This is a genomic window from Nonomuraea sp. NPDC004702 (assembly GCF_053601695.1).
The window spans coordinates 230,907-251,747 of the sequence record NZ_JBSGCE010000001.1; the positions used below are offsets into that span (position 1 = coordinate 230,907).

General features: G+C 72.0%; 17 protein-coding genes. 5 read left to right on the forward strand and 12 right to left on the reverse strand.

What is annotated here, in order from left to right; genetic code table 11:
* Positions 1–123: 123 nt before the first annotated feature.
* Entirely contained in the window at positions 124–1,557 is a 1,434-nt protein-coding gene (locus ACWEJ6_RS01140; RefSeq protein ID WP_358288440.1) for an aldehyde dehydrogenase, read from the forward strand.
* A 224-nt stretch (positions 1,558–1,781) separates the two neighbouring features.
* Here ACWEJ6_RS01140 and ACWEJ6_RS01145 read toward each other — a convergent pair whose 3' ends face one another.
* The 8 genes from ACWEJ6_RS01145 to ACWEJ6_RS01180 are packed head-to-tail and all read right to left on the reverse strand — an operon-like array spanning position 1,782 to position 11,169.
* A complete protein-coding gene (locus ACWEJ6_RS01145; protein ID WP_452420449.1) occupies positions 1,782–2,534 on the reverse strand; it encodes an alpha/beta hydrolase in 753 nt (250 codons plus the stop codon).
* A gap of 10 nt (positions 2,535–2,544) precedes the next feature.
* Positions 2,545–4,968: a LuxR C-terminal-related transcriptional regulator gene (locus ACWEJ6_RS01150; protein WP_397164656.1), complete on the reverse strand. Its 2,424-nt coding sequence runs from the start codon at positions 4,966–4,968 to the stop codon at positions 2,545–2,547.
* A gap of 37 nt (positions 4,969–5,005) precedes the next feature.
* Positions 5,006–5,434 (reverse strand): AMP-binding protein, encoded by a 429-nt coding sequence (locus ACWEJ6_RS01155; RefSeq protein WP_452420451.1) that lies wholly within the window; start codon positions 5,432–5,434, stop codon positions 5,006–5,008.
* A 56-nt stretch (positions 5,435–5,490) separates the two neighbouring features.
* Positions 5,491–7,905, reverse strand: coding sequence for a LuxR C-terminal-related transcriptional regulator (locus ACWEJ6_RS01160; RefSeq protein ID WP_387670961.1), 2,415 nt, complete (start codon positions 7,903–7,905; stop codon positions 5,491–5,493).
* Positions 7,906–7,957: 52 nt separating this feature from the next.
* The gene (locus ACWEJ6_RS01165) at positions 7,958–8,704 is read right to left on the reverse strand and encodes an AMP-binding protein (protein ID WP_387670963.1); all 747 of its coding nucleotides are present in this window, start codon (positions 8,702–8,704) and stop codon (positions 7,958–7,960) included.
* A 55-nt stretch (positions 8,705–8,759) separates the two neighbouring features.
* Positions 8,760–9,554, reverse strand: coding sequence for a hypothetical protein (locus tag ACWEJ6_RS01170; RefSeq protein ID WP_452420454.1), 795 nt, complete (start codon positions 9,552–9,554; stop codon positions 8,760–8,762).
* On the reverse strand, positions 9,551–10,774 hold the full coding sequence (locus ACWEJ6_RS01175) for an NRAMP family divalent metal transporter (protein WP_387670966.1): 1,224 nt from the start codon (positions 10,772–10,774) through the stop codon (positions 9,551–9,553). The genes ACWEJ6_RS01170 and ACWEJ6_RS01175 overlap by 4 nt, the downstream gene beginning before the upstream one ends.
* Positions 10,771–11,169, reverse strand: a complete 399-nt coding sequence (locus tag ACWEJ6_RS01180; RefSeq protein WP_452420456.1) for a hypothetical protein — start codon at positions 11,167–11,169, stop codon at positions 10,771–10,773. The genes ACWEJ6_RS01175 and ACWEJ6_RS01180 overlap by 4 nt, the downstream gene beginning before the upstream one ends.
* Positions 11,170–11,447: 278 nt before the next feature.
* Between ACWEJ6_RS01180 and typA the strand changes: the two genes are divergently transcribed.
* The gene (typA, locus tag ACWEJ6_RS01185) at positions 11,448–13,298 is read left to right on the forward strand and encodes a translational GTPase TypA (RefSeq protein ID WP_387670969.1); all 1,851 of its coding nucleotides are present in this window, start codon (positions 11,448–11,450) and stop codon (positions 13,296–13,298) included.
* A 299-nt stretch (positions 13,299–13,597) separates the two neighbouring features.
* Positions 13,598–16,036 (forward strand): hypothetical protein, encoded by a 2,439-nt coding sequence (locus tag ACWEJ6_RS01190; RefSeq protein WP_452420458.1) that lies wholly within the window; start codon positions 13,598–13,600, stop codon positions 16,034–16,036.
* 3 nt (positions 16,037–16,039) lie between these two features.
* Here ACWEJ6_RS01190 and ACWEJ6_RS01195 read toward each other — a convergent pair whose 3' ends face one another.
* The 3 genes from ACWEJ6_RS01195 to ACWEJ6_RS01205 form a co-directional block, all read right to left on the reverse strand.
* Positions 16,040–16,690, reverse strand: a complete 651-nt coding sequence (locus ACWEJ6_RS01195) for a DUF2461 domain-containing protein (protein ID WP_397210731.1) — start codon at positions 16,688–16,690, stop codon at positions 16,040–16,042.
* Between the two features lie 21 nt (positions 16,691–16,711).
* Positions 16,712–17,404: a polysaccharide deacetylase family protein gene (locus tag ACWEJ6_RS01200; protein WP_452420461.1), complete on the reverse strand. Its 693-nt coding sequence runs from the start codon at positions 17,402–17,404 to the stop codon at positions 16,712–16,714.
* A 112-nt stretch (positions 17,405–17,516) separates the two neighbouring features.
* A complete protein-coding gene (locus ACWEJ6_RS01205; protein WP_352324847.1) occupies positions 17,517–17,822 on the reverse strand; it encodes a hypothetical protein in 306 nt (101 codons plus the stop codon).
* A 172-nt stretch (positions 17,823–17,994) separates the two neighbouring features.
* On the opposite strand from ACWEJ6_RS01205, the gene ACWEJ6_RS01210 reads away from it, so the two are divergent.
* Positions 17,995–18,930 carry an anti-sigma factor RsbA family regulatory protein gene (locus tag ACWEJ6_RS01210; protein WP_452420463.1) on the forward strand — a complete coding sequence of 312 codons (936 nt, stop codon included), beginning with the start codon at positions 17,995–17,997 and terminating at the stop codon, positions 18,928–18,930.
* On the opposite strand, the gene ACWEJ6_RS01215 is transcribed toward ACWEJ6_RS01210, so the two are convergent.
* A complete protein-coding gene (locus ACWEJ6_RS01215; RefSeq protein WP_352324845.1) occupies positions 18,927–19,514 on the reverse strand; it encodes a sigma-70 family RNA polymerase sigma factor in 588 nt (195 codons plus the stop codon). The genes ACWEJ6_RS01210 and ACWEJ6_RS01215 overlap by 4 nt on opposite strands.
* Positions 19,515–19,762: 248 nt before the next feature.
* Here ACWEJ6_RS01215 and ACWEJ6_RS01220 point away from each other — a divergent pair, with 248 nt between their 5' ends.
* Positions 19,763–20,836: a PLP-dependent cysteine synthase family protein gene (locus ACWEJ6_RS01220; protein WP_452420465.1), complete on the forward strand. Its 1,074-nt coding sequence runs from the start codon at positions 19,763–19,765 to the stop codon at positions 20,834–20,836.
* Positions 20,837–20,841: the final 5 nt, after the last annotated feature.

Sequence of the window (20,841 nt, forward strand, 5' to 3'; positions counted from 1 at the left end):
CGCCCCGAGGGGCGCGGCACACCGCTGCCGCGCCCCTCTTGCGCGCCCGGACAGAACATGGTTCGGTCGCCTTGAGGCGTACGCGCAGCAAGCAAGCATTCGGTCAAGCAGGAGGCTCACGACATGCGCCAGCACGACAAGCTGTTCATCGGGGGCGAATGGGTGACCCCCGCCGGCACCGGGACGATCGACGTCATCTCCCCCCACACCGAGGAGGTCGTGGGCCGCGTCCCCGACGGCGCCGCCGAGGACGTGGAACGCGCGGTGGCCGCCGCCCGCCAGGCGTTCGACCACGGGCCGTGGCCGCGCATGACGTTCGCCGAGCGGGCCGCCGTGATCGAGCGGCTGGCCGCGATCTACAACGAGCGCCAGGGCGAGATGGCCGCCCTGATCACCGAGGAGATGGGCTCGCCGATCACCTTCTCCAACCTCGCGCAGGCGCCGCAGCCGCTCGGCATGCTGCAGTTCTACGCCGGGCTGGGCAAGGAGTTCGCCCAGGAGGAGGAGCGTCCCGGGCTGTTCGGGCCGATCACCGTGCGGCGCGAGCCGGTCGGCGTCGTCGCGGCCGTCGTCCCGTGGAACGTGCCCCAGTTCGTGACCATGACCAAGGTGGCGCCCGCGCTGCTGGCCGGGTGCACGATCGTGCTCAAGCCCGCGCCCGAGACGCCGCTGGACGCGTACCTGCTGGCCGAGTGGGCCGCCGAGGCCGGGATCCCGGCGGGCGTGCTCAACATCGTGCCCGCCGGGCGCGAGGTGAGCGAGCACCTGATCTCCCACCCCGGCGTCGACAAGGTGGCCTTCACCGGCTCCACCGCCGCCGGCCGCCGCATCGCCTCCATCTGCGGCGAGCAGCTCAAGCGGGTCAGCCTGGAGCTCGGCGGCAAGTCCGCCGCGATCATCCTGGACGACGCCGACCTGCAGGCCAGCATGGGTTTCCTGGCCATGGCCACGCTGATGAACAACGGCCAGGCGTGCGTCGCCCAGACCCGCATCCTGGCCTCCCGCAGCCGGTACGACGAGGTCGTGGACGCCGTGGCGAACATGGTCAACTCCCAGCCCGTCGGCGACCCGGCCGACCCGGCGACCGGCATCGGCCCGCTGGTGGCCAAGCGCCAGCAGGAGCGCGTCGAGGGCTACATCAAGATCGGCATGGACGAGGGCGCCAAGGTCGTCGTCGGCGGCCTCGACCGTCCCCGTGACCGCGGCTGGTACGTCGCCCCCACGGTCTTCGCCAACGTCAGCAACGACATGCGCATCGCCCGCGAGGAGATCTTCGGCCCGGTCCTGGCCGTGATCCCGTACGAGGACGAGGCCGACGCCCTGCGCATCGCCAACGACAGCGACTACGGCCTGGCCGGCACGGTCTGGACGGCCGACGCCGAGCGCGGCATGAACGTCGCCCGCCAGGTGCGCACCGGCACCTACGGCGTCAACTGCTTCATGCTGGAGTCGAACGCGCCCTTCGGCGGCTTCAAGGCCAGCGGCATCGGCCGCGAGCTCGGCCCCGAGGGCCTGAACGGCTACCTGGAGTACAAGACGATCGCCCGGCTGGGCTAGCGGCGGGCGAAGAGGGGGCCCCGCGCGCCGCGGGGCCCCCTCTTGCGGGCCGGGGAGGGCACCCAGCGTGCCCCCGCGACGCTAGGTGCCGGATCCGCCGCCTACAGTCGGCGACTGCCCGGCTACTGAAGTATGTCCCACGGTCACCGCGAAGGCGGTTTCCGTCCCCGAGGACTTTTCTCCTGGCGGATCCTTTCCATCCGTCTTAGGTAGACGGGTATTACTCACGAAAGGTTCGAGGCAATCCATTTACCGATACGCCGGATGAGTTCGGGGCTGGCGGCCGACTCCGCGTGCCCGTAACCCGGCTCGATCCACAGCTCCTTGGGCTCGCGGGCGCCGTCGTAGAGCTGGTGGGCGTGGTCCAGCGGGAAGAAGGCGTCGGCGTCGCCGTGCACGACCAGCAGCGGGGCGGGCGCGACCAGGGCGGCGGCCTCGTGCGGCGGCATCGGGATCGGGTCCCACTGGCCGCGGGCGATCCTGGTGCGCTTGGCCAGCCGGGCGGCGAACCTGCCGAACGGCTGCTCGATGGCCCAGTGGACCTGGCGCATGGGCTTGGTGCCCCGGTAGTACCAGCGCGCCGGGCCGCTGACCGCCGCCACCGCGTCCACGCCCCGGCGCAGCGCCGCGTGCCGGACGGCCACCGCCGCGCCCATGGAGAAGCCCACGACCGCGATCCGCCGGTAGCCGACCACGCGGGCATGCCGTACGGCGGCCTCCACGTCGAGGATCTCCAGGTCGCCGACCGTCGTCTCGCCGCCCGAGCGCCCGTGGCCGCGGAAGTCGAAGGCGAGCACGCCGCCGTAGCCGCTGAGCACGTGCGCTATGCGGCGGGCGGTGCGCTCGCGCCAGGATCCGGTGAAGCCGTGCGCCATGACGATCCCGATGTCCCCGGCCGCCGAGGGGGTGTGGGCGGCGTCGATGCGGACACCGTCCTCGGTCCTGAGCATCACCGGGAAATGTGGCGCGAAAGGCATGAATACCAGCTTATTCGTGGTCCGTTTCCAGGCCGTGCCCGGTGGCCCACACCGCGATCTGGGCCCGGGAGGCGAAGCCCAGCTTCTCCATGATGTTGGCGACGTGCCGGGCCACCGTGGCGGGACTGATCACCAGCTTCAACGCGATGGCCCGGTTGCTCAGCCCGCCCGTGAGCAGCGCGGCGATCTCCAGCTCCCGGCCGGTCAGCCCGCCCTGCCAGGCCCCCGGCGGCGGCCCGGACGGCCCCGCGGGCACGGCCTGGCCGGGATCGAGCACGCGCCTGGCGACCTCGTCGGGCGACTGCCGGGCCCCCTTGGCCCACAGCAGCGACACCCGGCCCTCGCCGAGCCCGGCCCTGGCCCGCGTGAGCAGCTCCTGGACCGGGCCGGGGACGCCGTACTGGCCGATGGCCTCGCGCAGCGCGGTCGCGGCGGCGGCGGCCAGCACCGCGCCCTCCAGGTCGTCCTGCTCGGCCGCCAGCGCCGACATGGCCGTCAGCGCCCGCACCACGCCCCTGCGCTGGCCGGTGCGGGTGCTCAGCGCCAGGCTGGCGGCCAGGTGCAGCCGGGCGGCCGGATAGTCGTGCATGCGGGCCGCCACCCGGCCCAGCTTGGCCTGGCAGCGGGCCAGCTCGACCCGGTTGCCCATGTCCTCCAGCAGCGGCAGGGCCGAGGTGTGGCAGGTCATGGCGGCCTCCAGGTCGCCCGCCGCCTCGGCCACCGCGCCCAGGTGGGTCAGCGCCCTGGCCAGCGTCCAGTGGTGGCCGGCCTCCCTGGCCAGGGCCAGCGCCTGTTCGCCGCGCCGGCGGGCCTGGCGGAGCTGGCCGCGGAACAGCGCCAGGTTGAGCTGCGCGATGCGGACCGTGGCCAGGTTGAACAGGTCGTCGTGGGCGGCGGCCGCCGCCTCCAGCTCCTCCAGGTAGCGCAGCGCCTTCTCACTCTGGCCGGTGCGGAAGAACACGGCCAGCGCCACGCTGTAGGTGACGCCCAGCCAGTGGGTGTACGGGTGCCTCTTCTGCTCCTCCACCCCCTGCACGACCAGCTCCTCGGCGCGGGCCAGCTCGTCGCAGATCTCCAGCCCGTACGCCAGGCCGCCCTTGGCCACGGCGACCACGTCGGAGGGCACCCGGGACAGGTCGAGGGCGAGCAGCCGCTGGTGCCAGCCGACGGTCTCGCCCAGCTCACCGCGTACGGCCAGGATGGCCAGGGCGGCGCGGGCCAGGCGCAGCCCGAGCACCGGGTCGGCCGACTCCACCGCCCGCTCCACCGCCGCCCGGCAGTCGTCCATCAGCGCGCGGCCCCTGACGAAGTGCGGGACGCGGGCGGACCAGGGCATGCGCGGGTCGAGCGTGCCGGCCCGGTAGCAGTGCTCCATCTCCTCGCAGATCACCCGCAGGTGCCGGTCGCGCAGCCGGGTCAGCTCGCCCGCCTCGGCCAGCCGCTCGGCGGCGTACTGCCTGATGGTCTCCAGCAGGCGGTAGCGCCCGTCGTGGTGGAGCACCAGCGACTTGTCGACCAGGCCGTTGAGCAGGTCGAGCAGCTCGGCCCTGGGCACGATGCCGCCGTCGGCGCACACCCGTTCGGCCACGGTCAGGTCGAACAGCCCGGCGAAGACCGACAGCCGGCGCAGCAGCACGCGCTCCTTGGGCCGCAGCAGGTCGTGGCTCCACTCGACGGTGGCCAGCAGGGTGCGCTGGCGGGCGGGCGCGGTACGGTCGCCCCTGGTCAGCAGGGTGAACCGGTCGCCGATGCGGTCGGCGATGCGGCCCGGGCTCATCAGGCTCGTGCGGGCCGCGGCCAGCTCCAGCGCCAGCGGCAGGCCGTCGAGCGCCCGGCACAGGCGCACGACGTCGTCCATGCTGCCGGTCACCGACCGGGCCCCCGCCGCCAGCGCCCGCTCGACGAACAGCAGCACGGACTCGGCGTCGGGATGGTGGTCGTCGGGCAGTTCCAGCGGCGGCACCCGCCAGACCAGCTCGCCGGGGATGCGCAGCGGCTCGCGGCTGGTGAGCAGGAAACGCAGCTGGGGGCAGTCGGCGATCAGGCCGGCGACCAGCTCGGCGCAGCGGTCGACCAGATGCTCGCAGTTGTCGAGCACGATCAGCGCCCTGGCCTCGCGCAGCCGTACGCGCAGGCCGTCCAGCAGCCGCCCCGGCGCCTCGTCGCGGACGCCGAGCACCCCGGCCATCTCGTTGACGATCAGCGCGGGGTCGGCCAGGCGGGCCAGCTCCACCAGCCAGACGCCGTCGGCGAAGCCCGGCGCGGCCCTGGCCGCCACCCGCAGCGACAGGCGGGTCTTGCCGATGCCGCCGACGCCGCTCAGCGTGACCACGCGTTCGTCGTGGACCAGCGTGCTCAGCTCGGTCAGGTCGCGCCCGCGGCCGACGAAACGGTTGGGCTCTGCGGGCAGGTTGTGCGGAACTGGCGGAGTCATGTCGGCGCCCAGGGTCAGCGGAGGATCACAGGTGCGCTCAGTCTCCACCTCCGGCCGACCGCGCGCGATCACTTTCCGTGGACTGTCCGCGACTGCGCGGATACGGATGCCGCCCGCCCAGCTCGGCCACGCTCATCACGATCCGCACCCGCGACTCCTCGGCCGCCTCCACCGCCTCCGGCACGTCGGAGATCATCACCCGGGCGCCGCTGGCCCGGATGCGCTCGCCCAGCCCGGCCCGGTCGAGGTCGGCGGGCACCGGCCAGACGACGCCGCCCGCCGCCATCACCGCGTCCGCCGCCACCAGCAGGTCGGGCCCCACGGGCAGGCAGACGAGCACCGTGTCGCCCGCGCGCACCCCTCTGCGCCGCAACTGGGCGGTCGCGATCGCCGACCGCTCGTCCAGTTGCTTCTCGGTGAGCTCCACGCCCGTGCCGGAGTCCACCATGACGATGTGCTCATCCATGGCGTCCACGGTAGGGAGGGGGTCACGTGCCTACATGGGGCGGAATATGCAGATCCCTATGCAGAAGCGCTGGGGTGCTCGGCGGCCCACACCGCGATCTGCGCGCGCGAGGTGTACCCCAGCTTCTCCATGATGTTGGCGATGTGCCGGGCGACCGTGGCCGGGCTGATCACCAGCTCCTCGGCGATGGCCCGGTTGGACAGGCCGCGGGTGAGCAGGCCGGCGATCTCCAGCTCGCGCACGGTCAGCAGCGAGTGCCTGACCGGCTCGGCCGGCGCGGGCGGCGGCGCCGCGGGCCGCTCCCCCGCCAGCACCTGGCGGGCGGCGGCGTCGGGGCTCATCGCCCGGCCGCGCGACCACAGGGAGGCCGTGCGGCCCTCGCCGAGCTTGGCGCGGGCGCGCGAGAGCAGCTCCTCGATCCGGATCGTGGCCGAGTGCTGGCCGATCGACTCGCGCAGCGTGGCCGCGGCGGCGGCGGCCAGCACCGCGCCGTCGAGGTCGCCCTCGTGCTCGGCCAGCACCGACAGGCCGGCCAGGCACCGGGCCACCCCCTGCCGCTGGCCGGTCTGCCGGCTCAGCGCGAGGCTGTCGGCCAGCCGCTCCCTGGCCGCGGCGAACTCGCCCAGCATGGCCGCGACCCGGCCCACCCTGGCCAGGCAGCGCGCCAGGTCGGAGTCGCTGCCCAGCTCGCACAACCACGGGACGGCCAGCTCGTAGCGGGACTTGGCGGTCTCCAAGTCGCCGCGGGCCTCGGCCACGGCGCCGAGCTGGGCGGCCATCCTGGCCATGAGCCAGCGGTGGCCGTGCTCGCGCGCCCGTGCCAGGGCCTCGTCGCCCAGCCGCTGGGCCTCGCGCAGCCGGCCCCTGGTCAGCGCCACCGCCGACAGCCCGGCCAGCCCCGCCGCCTGGTTCCAGGCGTCGCCCGACTCGGTGGCCTCGGCCAGGCCGCGCTCGGCGTGGTGCAGCGCCTCGTCGATGCGGCCCATGCGGAGCAGGACGACGACCACGAGGCTGTGCATGACGCAGCGGGTGAACACGTTCTCCTCGCCCAGCCCCGCCAGGCTCTCCGTGGCCACCTCCAGCGACCGGCTGAGCTCGTCGCGGGCCTCCAGCCCGTAGGCGAGGTACGCCTTGCCCTGCGCGACCTGCCCGTCGGGCACGGGTTCGAGGTCGAGCGAGAGCAGCCGCTCGATCCAGCCGACGATCTCGGTCAGGTTGCCGGAGATGGGCAGCAGGGCGGTGCTGGCGGCGCACAGGCGCAGGCCCAGCCGCGCGTTGCCGGACTCGGCGGCCCAGTCGAGGGCGGCCCGCTGGTCGTCGAGGAGCTGCTTGCTGGCCGTCAGGCACTCCAGCCGCTCCGGCCAGGGCACGCCCGGCCGGACCATCTCGGTCGTGAAGTGGCGTTCCTGCAGGTCGCACAGGACGGTGAGATGCCGCTCGCGGACGTCCTCGCGCTCGCCGGCCCGCTCCAGCCGCTTCATCGCGTACCGCTTGATCGTCTCCAGCATGCGGTAGCGCCTGCGCTCCTCGTCGCACAGCACGAGGGACTTGTCGACCAGGCCGCCGAGGAGGTCGACGATCTCGTCCCGGGCGATGGGCCGCTCGGCGCAGACCTGCTCGGCCAGGTCGAGGTCGAAGTCGCGGGCGAAGACCGACAGCCGGCGCAGCAGCACCTGCTCCTTGGCCGACAGCAGGTCGTAGCTCCAGTCGACGGTGGCCAGCAGCGTGCGCTGCCGCGCAGGGGCGGTACGGCCGCCCGTGGTCAGCAGCGAGAAACGGTCGTCGAGCCGGTCGGCGATCTGCCCGGGGCTGAGCAGGCTCGTACGGGCCGCCGCCAGCTCCAGGGCCAGGGGCAGCCCGTCGAGCGCCTGGCACAGGCGGACCACGTCGGGCAGGCTGTCGGGGCCGAGCCGGGTGCCGGCGGCGGCGGCCCGGTCCATGAACAGCTGCACCGACTCGGCGTCGGCGTACCCCATCTCGGGCAGGTCGAGCGGCGGCACCCGCCAGATCAGCTCGCTGGCGATGCGCAGCGGCTCCCGGCTGGTGGCCAGGATGCTCAGCCGGGGGCAGCAGGCGACCAGCTCGGCGGCCAGCTCGGCGCACGCGTCGACCAGGTGCTCGCAGTTGTCGAGCAGCAGCAGGCAGCGCAGCTCGCGCAGCCGGGCGGTGACGGTGTCGAGCAGCGGGCGCCCGCTCTCCTCGCGCACCCGCAGCGCCCGGGCGATCTCCTGGACGATCTGCTCCGGACGGCTGACCCTGGCCAGCTCGACCAGCCACACCCCGCCGGGATAGCCGCCCACCAGCCCGGCGGCCACCCGCAGGGCCAGCCGGGTCTTGCCGATGCCGCCGACGCCGCACAACGTGACCACGCGCGTCTCGCCGAACAGCCCGCGCAGGTCGTCGAGGTCGCGTTCGCGGCCCACGAACCGATTGGGCTCTGCTGGAAGATTGTGCCGGGGGGCCTCTGGCATGTGTTCACCCTGCGTCGCCGAAGGATCACACTCTTCCACAGTGTCGCACTTTTCACAGGCCAAGCGAGCTGACGATCGCCCTTTCGTCCACAACGCGCAGAATGGGGTTTCCCAGCAGCCGCCTGGCGACGTCGTACGGCGCCACGACCATGGTGGCCCTGCGCTCGGCGGCCAGCACCCGGCAGCCGATGACGGTCGGCTCGTTGGCGGCGATCACCACGTGGGCGCCGGACATCAGGGCCAGGTCGAGCACCCGCAGCCCCTTGAGCAGGTCGCCGGCCGCGTTGACGACGACGTCGTCCTTGCCGACCACCAGGCGGGCGGCCAGGTTGCGCAGGTCGGCGGCGAGCTCGTCGTGGTCGAGCACGCGGCCGCCGCCCGGCGCCAGCGCCGCGCCCGCCAGCGGGCCGAACTCCAGCGGGCTCGCGTTGAGCAGCCCGGCGAACGGCAGCGCGCCGGGTGAGGGGCGGAAGGCGTAGACCCGGTCCGCGGCGGCGCCGCCGGGCTCGCGGGGGCCGCGGGTGATCACCATGCGGACCGGGCCGGGGCCGCCCAGCACGGCGACGCCGCCCGCCCAGGCCACCGCGTGGACCGCCACCACCAGCGACGCGCCGAGCGGCAGGTCGATGAGGACGCGGTCGCCGTAGGCCAGCCCGTCGCGCCGCAGCCCGCCCGCCGCGCGGGTGACCCGCCTGGCGAACTGCGCGTACGACAGCACCTCGCCGGTCCTGACGTCGCTCACCGCCGGCTGGTCGCCCTTGCTCGGTGCCGAGCCCATAACCAGCTCTGTCCACGTCATGACGACAATGTAGGGACCGCGACGGCTCCTGCCATGCACACAAATGTGCAACCTGCTATGTACGTCCCGGCTCGCGCTCGTACAGCTCGGCGAGGGGGGCGAGCCGGTCGGCGGGCACGTTCAGGCGCAGGCCGGCGCCGGGCTCCTCCGACCAGGAGCCGCCCTCCCAGGCCAGCTGCTCCCAGGCCACCAGCCTGCTGCCCTTGAGCCGGCGCCTGATCAGGGTCTCGACCAGCCAGGGGGCCCGGCCGCCCGGACCGCGCTCGTACCCGAAGAGCTTGCCGGTGCGGCGCGGCACGACGATGAGGCCGCTGACCCGGAACGCGTTCTGCACGCCCATCAGCAGCGGGCCGTCCTGGCACAGCCACACGTCGGCGACCCTGCCGACCGCCTCGCCGGCCGCGTCGGTCACCGTGCGGCCCTTGAACCAGCTGATCCTCGGGGCGGGGCCAGCGGCGTGCACGACCTCTCCGCCGGGCCGGCGCCCGCCGCCGCTGCCGGGGATCCGGGCGATCACGTTCTCCCGCGCCCAGCGTTCGAGTGCGGGCTCGGCGAGCTCGCCGCTCACCTTGATCGCGCTGCCGATCTCGGTGACCAGGTGCATCGGGATGCGCCGGGGCTGCGGGTGCTCCTCGGGCCGGAACAGCGTGGTCACCGAGCTCATCAGCCAGCCGGGCAGGCCGCCGATGCGGGGGGCGAGCGCGAGCGGCCCGGCGAGCAGGGCCGCCACGTACGGCGGGTCGCCGGCCAGCTCCAGGTCGTCCACCTTGCACACGGGCTCGCCGTCGTCCGCGCCGACCACCTGCCGGTCGAGCAGGTGCAGGTCGGCGTGGAGCTCCCGGGCCCTCATTGGCCCGCCTTCGTGGCGATCAGCAGCGGGATCGCCGCCACCGCGACCACCGACAGCAGGATCATGTACGCGGTGCCGACGGCGTTGGTGAACCGGCTGTTGACCCGGTCGTTCATGTAGTCGGGATCGTTGGCGATCATCAGCACGGGCAGGTACGTCAACGGCAGCGCGGCGGCCGAGAACACCAGCGAGTACTCCGTCACCATGACCGGGTCGACGGTCGTCAGGATGAGCGCCGCGGCCAGCACGACCGCGACCAGCACCACGACGTGGAACCTGGCGGCGTCCCTCGGCCGCACCCGCTTGCCCCACCGCCAGCCGAAGTACTGGCTGAGCGTGTACCCCGACGACAGCGCGGTCTCCAGCGTCGCGCCGAACGTGGCCGCGAACACCCCCAAGATCGCCATCGCCAGCCCGACCTTGCCCAGCCCGACGCCCACCGGCAGCACCATCTGCGCCAGCGACTCCACCTGGATCTGCGCCGGCAGGAACACCGCGGCGGCGCAGACCATGATGGTCAGCGACAACAGGCCGCCGAGCGGGAAGCCGACGAACACGTTGGCGCGGGCGGTCACCAGGTCCTGGCGCGTCCACCGCTCCTCGACGCCGCCGGAGGAGAAGAAGAACACCTCGTACGGGGTCATCGCGCCGCCGAGCAGCGCGACCGCGTAGTACCAGTAGGTCGCCGCCCCCTCGGCCTGCGGCGGCGCGGCGAGCTGGCTGCCCAGCTGCCCCCAGTCGGGGCCGAGCTGCCACGCCGCCACCCCGAACACCACCAGCGCCAGCCCGGCCAGCCCGAACACCCGTTCCATGGTCTCGAACTTGACCCGCCACATCACCAGCCAGGCGACCAGCGCCACCCCCGGCACCCACAGCAGGTAGTTGACGCCGGTGGCCAGCTCCAGGGCGAGCGACGCGCCGCCGATCTCCGCGGCCAGCGTGAGCAGGTTGATGAGGAACGACGCCCCCAGGTTGAGCAGGCCCGCCCGCGGTCCGAGCCGCTCGCGGACGAGGTCGAAGACCGGCCGGCCGGAGACCGCGGCGATCCTGCCGGACATCTCGGCGAACAGGCAGATGCCCACCACGCCGACCACCACGACCCACGCAAGCGACATCCCGAACCGGGCTCCGACCAGCGAGTTGGCCACGAGGTCGCCGATGTCCACGAAGCCGCCGACGGCGCTGAGGATGCCGAGCGTGACGGCGAAGAGCTTCTTCACCCCAGCGCCTCCAGCTCCCGCACCGCCTGGGCGGGGTCCTTGATCCGGTCCCGGCGTACCTGGATGAGCAGGTCGTCCACCAGTTCCTCGGCCCGCTGGATGCGGTCGAGCAGCCGGTCGCGCACCTGGTCGGACCGCTCGGACGGCGGCTGGACCCCGCCGAACTGGTCGCCGACCGCGTCGAGCTCGCCGGCCGCGTCGGTGAGCACGACCTTGAGGTACGGCCTGGTCAGCCGGTGGGAGTTCTGGACGGCCAGGCGGACGACCTGGACGATGGAGGAGACGCTCTCGTCGGACTGCTCGGCCTTGAGCGCGTAGTCGTGGTCGTCCCAGGCCGGGCTCACGCAACCGGCGGCGGCCACGAGCAGCACGAGCAGCGCCGCCACCCGCCTCATGTGCGGCCTCGCAGCAGGAAATAGGCCAGCAGCCCCAGGAGCAGCGCGAACTGCCCCCACGCGACGAGCAGCACCAGCCCTTCGTCCCTCACGGTTGCTCATTGCCCCTCTGCCCATGATCCATGCGGGACGCCGGGAATCAGACGCGCCGGCCGATGCGTTCACCCCTACAGCGCCGCAGACGCCTTGTCCCGCTCTTGTCACGAGAGGGGATCAACTAGACTTGGTGGGTCGCGACTTCGCGCGGCCGCCCCCACGACACAGAGCGAGAAGTCATCATGCCTTTGAACAGCCGCGACGACCTGCGGAACATCGCGATCATCGCGCACGTCGACCATGGCAAGACCACACTGGTCGACGCCATGCTCTGGCAGTCCGGGGCCTTCCGCGCGAACCAGGACGTCGACGACCGGGTCATGGACTCCAACGACCTGGAGCGCGAGAAGGGCATCACCATTCTCGCCAAGAACACCGCCGTCCAGCACGGCGGCATGACCCTGAACATCATCGACACCCCCGGCCACGCCGACTTCGGCGGCGAGGTCGAGCGCGGCCTTTCCATGGTCGACGGTGTGGTGCTGCTGGTCGACGCCTCCGAGGGCCCGCTGCCGCAGACCCGGTTCGTGCTGCGCAAGGCGTTCGCCGCCAAGATGCCGGTCATCCTGTGCATCAACAAGGTCGACCGCCCCGACGCCCGCATCAAGGAGGTCGTCGACGAGGTCTACGAGCTCTTCATGGACCTCGACGCCACCGAGGAGCAGATCGACTTCCCGATCGTCTACGCCTCGGCCAAGGCCGGCCGCGCCTCCATGAACCGTCCCGACGACGGCGGCATGCCCGACTCGGAGGACCTGGAGCCGCTGTTCGACATCATCAAGTCGACGATCCCGGCGCCCACGTACGACCCCAGCGCCCCGCTGCAGGCGCACGTCACCAACCTCGACGCCTCCTCCTACCTGGGCCGCATCGCGCTGTGCCGGATCCACCAGGGCGTCATGCGCAAGGGCCAGCAGGTCGCCTGGTGCCGCACCGACGGCACGATCCAGAAGGTGAAGATCACCGAGCTGCTGATGACCGAGGCGCTGGAGCGCAAGCCGGCCGAGGAGGCCGGCCCCGGCGACATCATCGCCATCGCGGGCATCCCCGAGATCATGATCGGCGAGACGCTGGCCGACCCGGAGGACCCGCGCCCGCTGCCGCTGATCACGGTCGACGAGCCGGCGATCTCGATGACGATCGGCACCAACACCTCGCCGCTGGTCGGCAAGGTCAAGGGCTCGAAGGTCACCGCCCGCATGGTCAAGGACCGGCTCGACAAGGAGCTGGTCGGCAACGTGTCGCTGCGCGTGCTGCCCACCGACCGTCCCGACGCCTGGGAGGTGCAGGGCCGCGGTGAGCTGGCGCTGGCCATCCTCGTCGAGCAGATGCGCCGCGAGGGCTACGAGCTGACCGTCGGCAAGCCGCAGGTGGTCACCAAGACCATCGACGGCAAGGTGCACGAGCCGGTCGAGCGCCTGACGGTCGACTGCCCGGAGGAGTACCTCGGCGCGGTCACCCAGCTCCTGGCCGTCCGCAAGGGCCGCATGGAGCACATGACCAACCACGGCACCGGCTGGATCCGCATGGAGTTCGTGGTCCCGGCCCGCGGCCTGATCGGCTTCCGCACCGAGTTCCTGACCGAGACCCGCGGCACCGGCCTGGTCCACCACGTCTTCGACTCCTACGAGCCGTGGTTCGGCGAGCTGCGCACCCGCAACAACGGCTCGCTGGTGGCCGACCGGTCGGGCCCGGTGACCGCGTTCGCCATGCTCAACCTCCAGGAGCGCGGCACGCTGTTCGTCTCGCCGACCACCGAGGTCTACGAGGGCATGATCATCGGTGAGAACTCGCGTTCCGACGACATGGACGTGAACATCACCAAGGAGAAGAAGCTCACGAACATGCGCTCGTCCACGAGCGAGGAGACCGAGAAGGTCATCCCGCCGCGGACGCTCTCGCTGGAGCAGGCGCTGGAGTTCATCCGCGAGGACGAGTGCGTGGAGATCACGCCCGACGCGGTCCGCATCCGCAAGGTCGTGCTCGACGCCGCCGCCCGCGGCCGCGCCGCGGCCCGCGCCAAGCGCGCCTGATTCGTTCTCTCCGCACCACGGCCGCGTGTCACCTTTTCCGGTGGCACGCGGTTTCCGTGTCAGAGGGGCCTGTCAACGGGCGGCCCGAGCACGCGCGATGGAACGCCTCTCCCGGGTCACGGTGTAAAGAAACGTGGTCATGAGACCATCTGTGATAACACCGTGACCCTATGCCATAGAACATTTCGCCATGCCGGAGAATCATCCCAATTGTGGGAAAGCTCCGGATGGCACTTTCATTCGGGCTGGCTCTGGTGTCGTTCGGGGCGATTGTTTGGTGCACCATCGCAGCCAGACCCGTGACCGGGTCCGACAGGCCCAAGAGCACCGTCGTGACCAACCCCTGGGCGGCCGCCGCCGCCCGCGCCGACCCGGCCGCCGGATGGGCCCGTACGGCCGCCACCGAGGTCTCGGTCGCCCGGGCCCGCGCGGCCGACCTCGACGCCGTCCCCGAGGGGCGGATCGACCCCCGGCAGCGTCAGGTCAGGATCACCGTCAGGCACCGGCTGGGCCTGCGCCCCGACGACCCGCTGGCCGAGGCGCTGCGCCAGGGCGGCGGCTTCCCCGGCACGCTGCCGCAGGTGACCGACTCCGGGTTCGGCGCGCTCAAGGCGGACGGCCAGAGCCTGGCGCCCACCACCCGGCTCGCGCCGCTCATCGTCTCCTCGCCTGGGCACGTCACGGCCGAGTTCACGGTGACGCTGCTGCGCCAGGTCAGGGTCGACGGGCTGCTCCGGCTCGACTTCGCCTCGCCGACCGCGCTCCCGCTGATCGTCGTGGAGCGCGCGGTCACCGTGCTGCCCGGCGAGTGGACCGTGCTGCGCGTCGAGGGCATCCAGCCGGAACGGCAGGAGCGCGGCCTGCTGCGGTTCTCCGTCGGCGCGTACCCGGTGAGCCTGACGCTGGCCCCCGGCTCCTACGGCTTCCCCGACGTCGCCGAGGAGGACGACTTCTCCTGGGCCACCGCGCTCGGCGTGCTCACGGCGTGCGCGCTGGCGGTGTTCCTGGTGCGCTCGCTCGGCCGGCGGTGGTGGCAGCGGGTGCCCAACAGGGAGCTGGTCGTCGGCCTGGCCATCGCCGCGCCGGCCCTGCTGATCCCGCTGGTCGCCGCGGAGTGGTCGCCGGTCGGGTACGTGATCCTGTTCGTCGCCGTGCCGGTGATGGCCCTGCGGCACGCCGGACGGGTGCTGCCCACCAGCCCGCCGTGGACCGGCCGGGACCTGCTCACGGTGACCGGGCTCGGCCTGCTGGTCGGGATCGGCATGCTGAGCTGGTCGTGGCTGCACGGCCAGCTCCCCGGACGCGTGCTGCTGACCGGCGGAGCCGTCGCGGCCCTGGCGGCGGCGGGCGCGGCGGTCGGCTTCAGCGTGGACCTCGGGGTCAGGCCGGTGGTCGTCCGCCTGGCCGCGCTGTGGGCCGAGGCCGCGGTCGGGCTGCTGGCGCTGGCCCTGTGGCTGCGGGCGCTGCTGGACGGCGTGTACCCGCCCGACAGCGTCCGGCTGCTGCTGGCGCTGAGCTGGGCGATGATCCCCGTGGCCGCGGTGACCGTGGCGACCAGGCGGTGGAGCCGGAGCGCGGTGGTGGGCGCGGTCGTGGTGAGCCTGCTCGTGCAGGGCTGGCCCACGGAATGGCTGGACGCGGGGTCGTGGAGCCTGGCCCTGCCCCGCGCGGCCGTCCCGACGATCGGCAGCCTGCCGCTGGACCCGCTGGTCCGCGGGGTGCTCGGGCTGCTGCTGCTCGGGTTCGTGATGCTGGTGCTGCGGCTGTGGCGGCTGGGCTGCCGGGTGGCGGCCGTGCGCGACCCGGCCGCCGAGTCGACGATGGTCGTCGTGCTGATGGTGCTCTACATCACGCCCGGCGGCAGCACGACGCTGGCCGACATCGACGTGCCGCTGCCGCTGCTGGCGATCACCTCGCTCGTGGCCTGGCTGACCGCGCGCTGGCTGCTCGCCGGGCCGCCCGCGTCCGTCGTGGAACCGGACACGCAGGAGGAGCACCGGCAGTTCGTCCGCGCGGCCCTGCACCGGCGCCTGCTGCTGCTCGCCGAGCAGGAGCTGTACCGCGCCGGACGGACCAGGCTGGCCGCGGACATGTCGATGGCCGAGTTCGACCAGCGGCGGCAGGCTCTGGAGTCGGCGCTGCGCGAGCACGGCCGCCATCCCGAGACCGCCTTCGCCACGGCGGCCGGCTGCACGCCCTGGCACAGCGGCGTGTCGGCGTTCACCGTCAGCCTGCTGCTGAGCCTGCCCTTCGCGCTGGTCCACGGCCGGCCGGAGGGCGCGGACCTGACCAGCTTCCTCTTCGACGGCCGCTACCTGCTCACCCTGCCCGCGTTCGGCTTCCTGTTCGGCTACTTCTACCCGTGCGTCCGGGGCACCCAGCCGATGACCAAGGCGCTGCACCTGGCCGTCGCGGCCCTGCTGACCAGCCTGGCCGGCTACCTGTCGACGCTGGTCGAGCCGGACATCGGCGCCCTCGACAAGGCGCAGGTCGTGGCCATCGTGGTGGGGCAGGTGATGATGGTCTGCGTCGGGCTCGGGCTGTTCTGGGAGTGGCGGATCATGCACCTGGCCGGCGAGCCGTGGGCCAGGGTGCGCAACCTGCGCAGCGTGCGCAGCCTGGCCGCGCCGACCCTGGCCCTGGCGCTGGCCGTGGGCACGACGGCGGCCAGCTCGGCGGCCGGGCAGACGGTCGACCGCATCCTGAAGGGCGACCAGGTCACGACGGGCCAGCGGTGACGCTCAGCGGCGCGGCAGCTCGCTGCCCCTGACGTGCGCGCACTGCCAGTCGATCAGCGCGGCGAAGTCGCGCCAGGCCCGCTCGACGCGCCCGCGCACCTCGGCCGTGTGCACCCACGGCTCCGGCTCGTGGCGCACGCCCGCGAACAGGGACCTGTGGCGCAGCAGCTCGATGCGCGGATGGTCCTCGTCGAAGCCGCGCGGCCTGGTCTTCAGCCGGTCGCCGCCGATCGTGTAGCCGGCGTCGGCCAGCCGGGCGACGATCGACTCCAGCGGCTTGCCGGTGACGTCCTCGTCCACGGCCGCGCGGTAGCGGGCGATCTGGTCGGGGGCCTGGGTGTAGCGGCCGCCGGCGACGTACAGGCCGGCGGCGCTGATCTCGACGTAGTAGCCGATGCCGGGCATCAGATCGACGAAGGCGCCCTGATGGGTCTTGTACGGCGTCTTGTCCTTGGAGAAGCGCACGTCACGGTAGGGCCGGAAGAGCTGGGCCGGGCCGAACTCGGCGGCCAGCTCGTCGGTGAGCTCCGTCATGGGCGCGCGGACCGCGTCCTCGTAGAGGTGCTTGTGGCGGGTGAAGTAGTGCTTGGAGTTGTCCGCCTCAAGGCCCTCGTAGAAGATGAACGCCTCGTCGGGGAAGCCGGTGAAAGCCATGGCCCAAGCGTGCCATGCCGCTCACCGTGCGGTGTACGTGCGCCCCGGCGTGGGCGGGCGGCCGTACAGTTCCGAGATCGTGACGAACGTGTAGCCCTTCTTGGCCAGCGTGTCGATCACCTTCGGCACGGCCTCGACCGTGGTGGGGTGGATGTCGTGCATGAGCACGATCGACCCGGCCTTGGCGGTGTCGGCCCGCCTGACCACGGCGGCGGGCTCGCGGTGCAGCCAGTCGAGGGTGTCGACGTCCCACAGGATCTGGGCCAGGCCCTCGCGGCGGGTCTCGGCGGCGACGGCCTCGTCGGTGCTGCCGTACGGCGGGCGCATCACCCGCATCTTGACCCCGGTCAGCCGGTGGACGAGCTCGTCGGTGTGCCCCAGCTCGTTGCGCACCCCGTCGCGGGACAGGCCGGTCAGCGACGGGTGGGACCAGGAGTGGTTGCCGATCTCGTGGCCCTCGTCCACGATGCGACGGGTGATCCGGCCGCCGCTGTCGGCGGCCACCATCTCCCCCAGCACGAAGAACGTGGCCTTGACGTGGCGCTGGCGCAACAGGTCGAGCAGCTTGCCGGTGTAGGGCCCTGGACCGTCGTCGAAGGTCAGGGCCACACACTTGATCTTGCCGCAGTCGAACCGGCGGCTGCGCGGCCAGTCGGCCTGCTGCGCGATCAGCCGCTTGGCCAGGACCTCAGGACTGACCTGTGGCCGGATCATGGCGGAATGTCGGCGCGGCACCGGCTGGACGGCGCAGCCCACGAGAACGATCAGGACGAATGGCAAAGCCCAAATGCGCATGTTTTCCCCCGAAACACCGCACGCGGGGGCCTTACGGATAGTCCTGGACCGGTCTCCCCCGTAGTTCCCTGGCCAGGTCGTCCCACCAGAGTGGGATATCCGCGTGCAGCTCCTTGTAGCGGCGCGCCACGCGCATGGCACATCCAACCGGATCCGTACCCAGATGACGACGTTTAACCGGACCTTCCTGCCAACGGTAAAAACCGTCCCTGTAGTGCACGACGAGACCTATCCAGACCGAGATGGTCGCTCCGTCCCCCACCTCGTACGCGCTGGTGACTCCCAGCCCGTGCAGCTCCGCCTGGAGTTTCTCCGCCGCCGCGCGGGCTTCGGTCACACGCCACCCCCTGCCGACGTTTCCGTACACAACAGATGTACCCAGCAACGGGCATCAGCCGTCCAAGACATGGAGTAATCATCAAACTCCGGTGAGTCACGCGCAGGCCGTTCGACGTTATTGGTCGGCTTCCGCCGTTGCGCGGCCGGGCCGCCCTTGTTACGTTTCGGCCGTGCGCCGTGAGCGGGCACAGTCGCTGAAGCACGTCGCGGTACCGTACGACTCCGATCGGGCCTTCCTCGACCTCGTCGTGCCGCGCGTGCGCACCGCGCTGGACGAAGACCGGCGCGTGCTGGTCGTCAACCGCCCCGACCGGCTGGCGCTGCTGGCCGAGGCCCTCGACGGCGACGCGCGGCGCATCGACAGCCGCCCGGCCGGCGCCTGGTACGGCCACCCCCACCGGATGCTGGCCGCCTACCACGAGTACACGCGCGGCCGGCCCACCCTGGTCGTCGGCGAGCCCGTCTGGACCGATCTCAGCGAGCCGCGGATCCAGGACCTCATCCGCTACGACTCGGTCGTCAACGCCGCCCTGGCCGCGGCCCCGTCCGTCATGTTGTGCCTGTACGACCTGCGCGACGTCCCCGAGCCCGTCCGCGAGCTCACCCCGGTCGTCCATCCCCTGGTGCTGGGGGCGGGGGGTGAGGCGGCCAGCGGGCGGTTCGTGCAGCCCCACGAGCTGGTGCTCGACGGCGACGACGCGCCGTTCCCGGAGCCGGGCCCCGGGGCGTGCCTGGTGCGGTTCACGGCCCGCGAGCTCAAGCGCCTGCGCCAGACCGTCGGCGACTACGCCAGGACGGCCGGCATGGACCGCAATCTCATCTCCTCGCTGGTGCTCAGCGTCTCGGAGATCGCCGCGAACTGCGTCGAGCACGGCGCCGGGTTCGGCACGATCACGATGTGGGTGGAGGAGCGCGACCTCGTCTGCGAGATCGCCGATCCCGGCGGGGCGCTCGACGACCCCCTGCCGGGCTACATACCGCCGGAGCCCGAGTCCCCGCGGGGGTACGGGCTCTGGATCAGCCGGCAGCTCTGCGACCGGGTGCAGCTGCGCGACGAAGGCGGCCTGTTACGCGTCCGCCTTCGCCTGTCCCTGGACTCTCCCTAGGCCGCGGCGCGGGGGGCGGGAAGGCGCACGGCGCCCTCCTCCCGCGCGTAGTCCTCCAGCATGCCGCGGAGCTGGCGGCGGCCACGGTGCAGACGGGACATCACGGTGCCGATGGGCGTCCCCATGCGCTCGGCGATCTCCTTGTACGCGAACCCCTCGACGTCGGCCAGGTAGACGGCCACGCGGAAGTCCTCGGGCAGGGAGCGCAGGGCGTTCATCACGACGCTGTCGGGCAGCCGGTCGAGCGCCTCGGTCTCGGCCGAGCGCAGGCCCGTCGAGGTGTGGGACTCGGCGGCGTGCAGCTGCCAGTCCTCGATGTCCTCGGCGGCCGACAACTTCGGCGAGCGCTGCTTCTTGCGGTAGTCGTTGATGAAGTTGTTGGTGAGGATGCGGTGCAGCCACGCCTTGAGGTTGGTGCCCTCACGGAACTGGTGATAGGACGTGTACGCCTTGGCGACCGTCTCCTGCACCAGGTCCTCGGCATCGGCGGCGTTACGGGTCAGGCGCATGGCGGAAGCGAACAGCTGCGACGTCACGGGCACGACATCGCGCTCGAACCAGTCCTGACGCTGCTCATCGGTCATAGTGATCAATTCATTCCCCCTTGCGCTATCCCCCGTTCGGCACAAGCCGCCTGACAGCATTCCTCATCCTCGCAACTCCCAGGTAAGGGACGCGTTAGGAGAGTCCGCATAGGTCAGAAGGGGTTTGTCGTCCATCTGCTCGCGGCGTGCGTGGTCACGTCCACGGCCGGACAAGTCTCATTATCATAACACTACCCACCCAATTTCGTAGGAATAGTGGTCAGAGTCACAGGGGATAGCGTATGGACATGGAATCTGTGGACCGTCACGACACGGGGACACGTCGGTGGGTGGCGGAGGCCATCCGCAAGGTGGAGGCCGACGCCAACCGAAGTTGTGACACTCACCTGCACGTCTTTCCGCTTCCCTCGCACTGGGGCGTAAACCTCTACCTGAAAGACGAATCGGTGCACCCGACCGGTTCACTCAAGCACCGGCTCGCACGGTCCCTGTTCCTGTACGGCCTCGCCAACGGCTGGATCGGCCCGGCCACCACGATCGTGGAGGCGTCCAGCGGCTCGACCGCGGTCAGCGAGGCGTATTTCGCCCGGTTGCTCGGCCTGCCGTTCATCGCCGTCATGCCCGCGTCCACGTCGCCCGAGAAGTGCCACCTCATCGAGTTCTACGGCGGGAAATGTCACCTCGTCGCCGACCCCGGGGCGATCTATGACGAATCTCACCGGCTGGCCGCCGAGACCGGGGGCCACTTCATGGACCAGTTCACCTACGCCGAACGCGCGACCGACTGGCGTGGCAACAACAACATCGCCGAGTCGATCTATTCCCAGATGTCCATGGAACCGCACCCCGAGCCCGCCTGGATCGTCGTGGGCGCCGGCACCGGAGGCACGTCGTCCACGATCGGCCGCTACATCCGCTACCGCCGCCACCCCACCCGCCTTGCCGTGGTCGACCCGGAGGGCTCGGCGTTCTACCCGGGCTGGGTCTCCGGCGACCCCGCGGTGACGGCCTCGGGGTCGCGGATCGAGGGCATCGGGCGTCCCCGGGTGGAGCCGTCGTTCCTGCCCGGCGTGATCGACCGCATGATCGCCGTCCCCGACGCCCGCTCGATCGCCGCCATGCACTGGACCCGCGAGGTCACCGGCCTGGACGTCGGCGGCTCCACGGGGACGAACATGGCCGCGTGCGTCGAGCTCGTCAGGGAGATGCGCGAATCAGGCGTCCAGGGCAGCGTCGTCACCCTGATCTGCGACCGCGGCGACCGCTACAAGGGCACCTACGACAACCCGGAATGGCTGGCCGGCCAGGGGCTCGACCTCGAACCGCACCTGGCCGACCTGCGGACGTTCCTGCCGCGCTGAGCGCC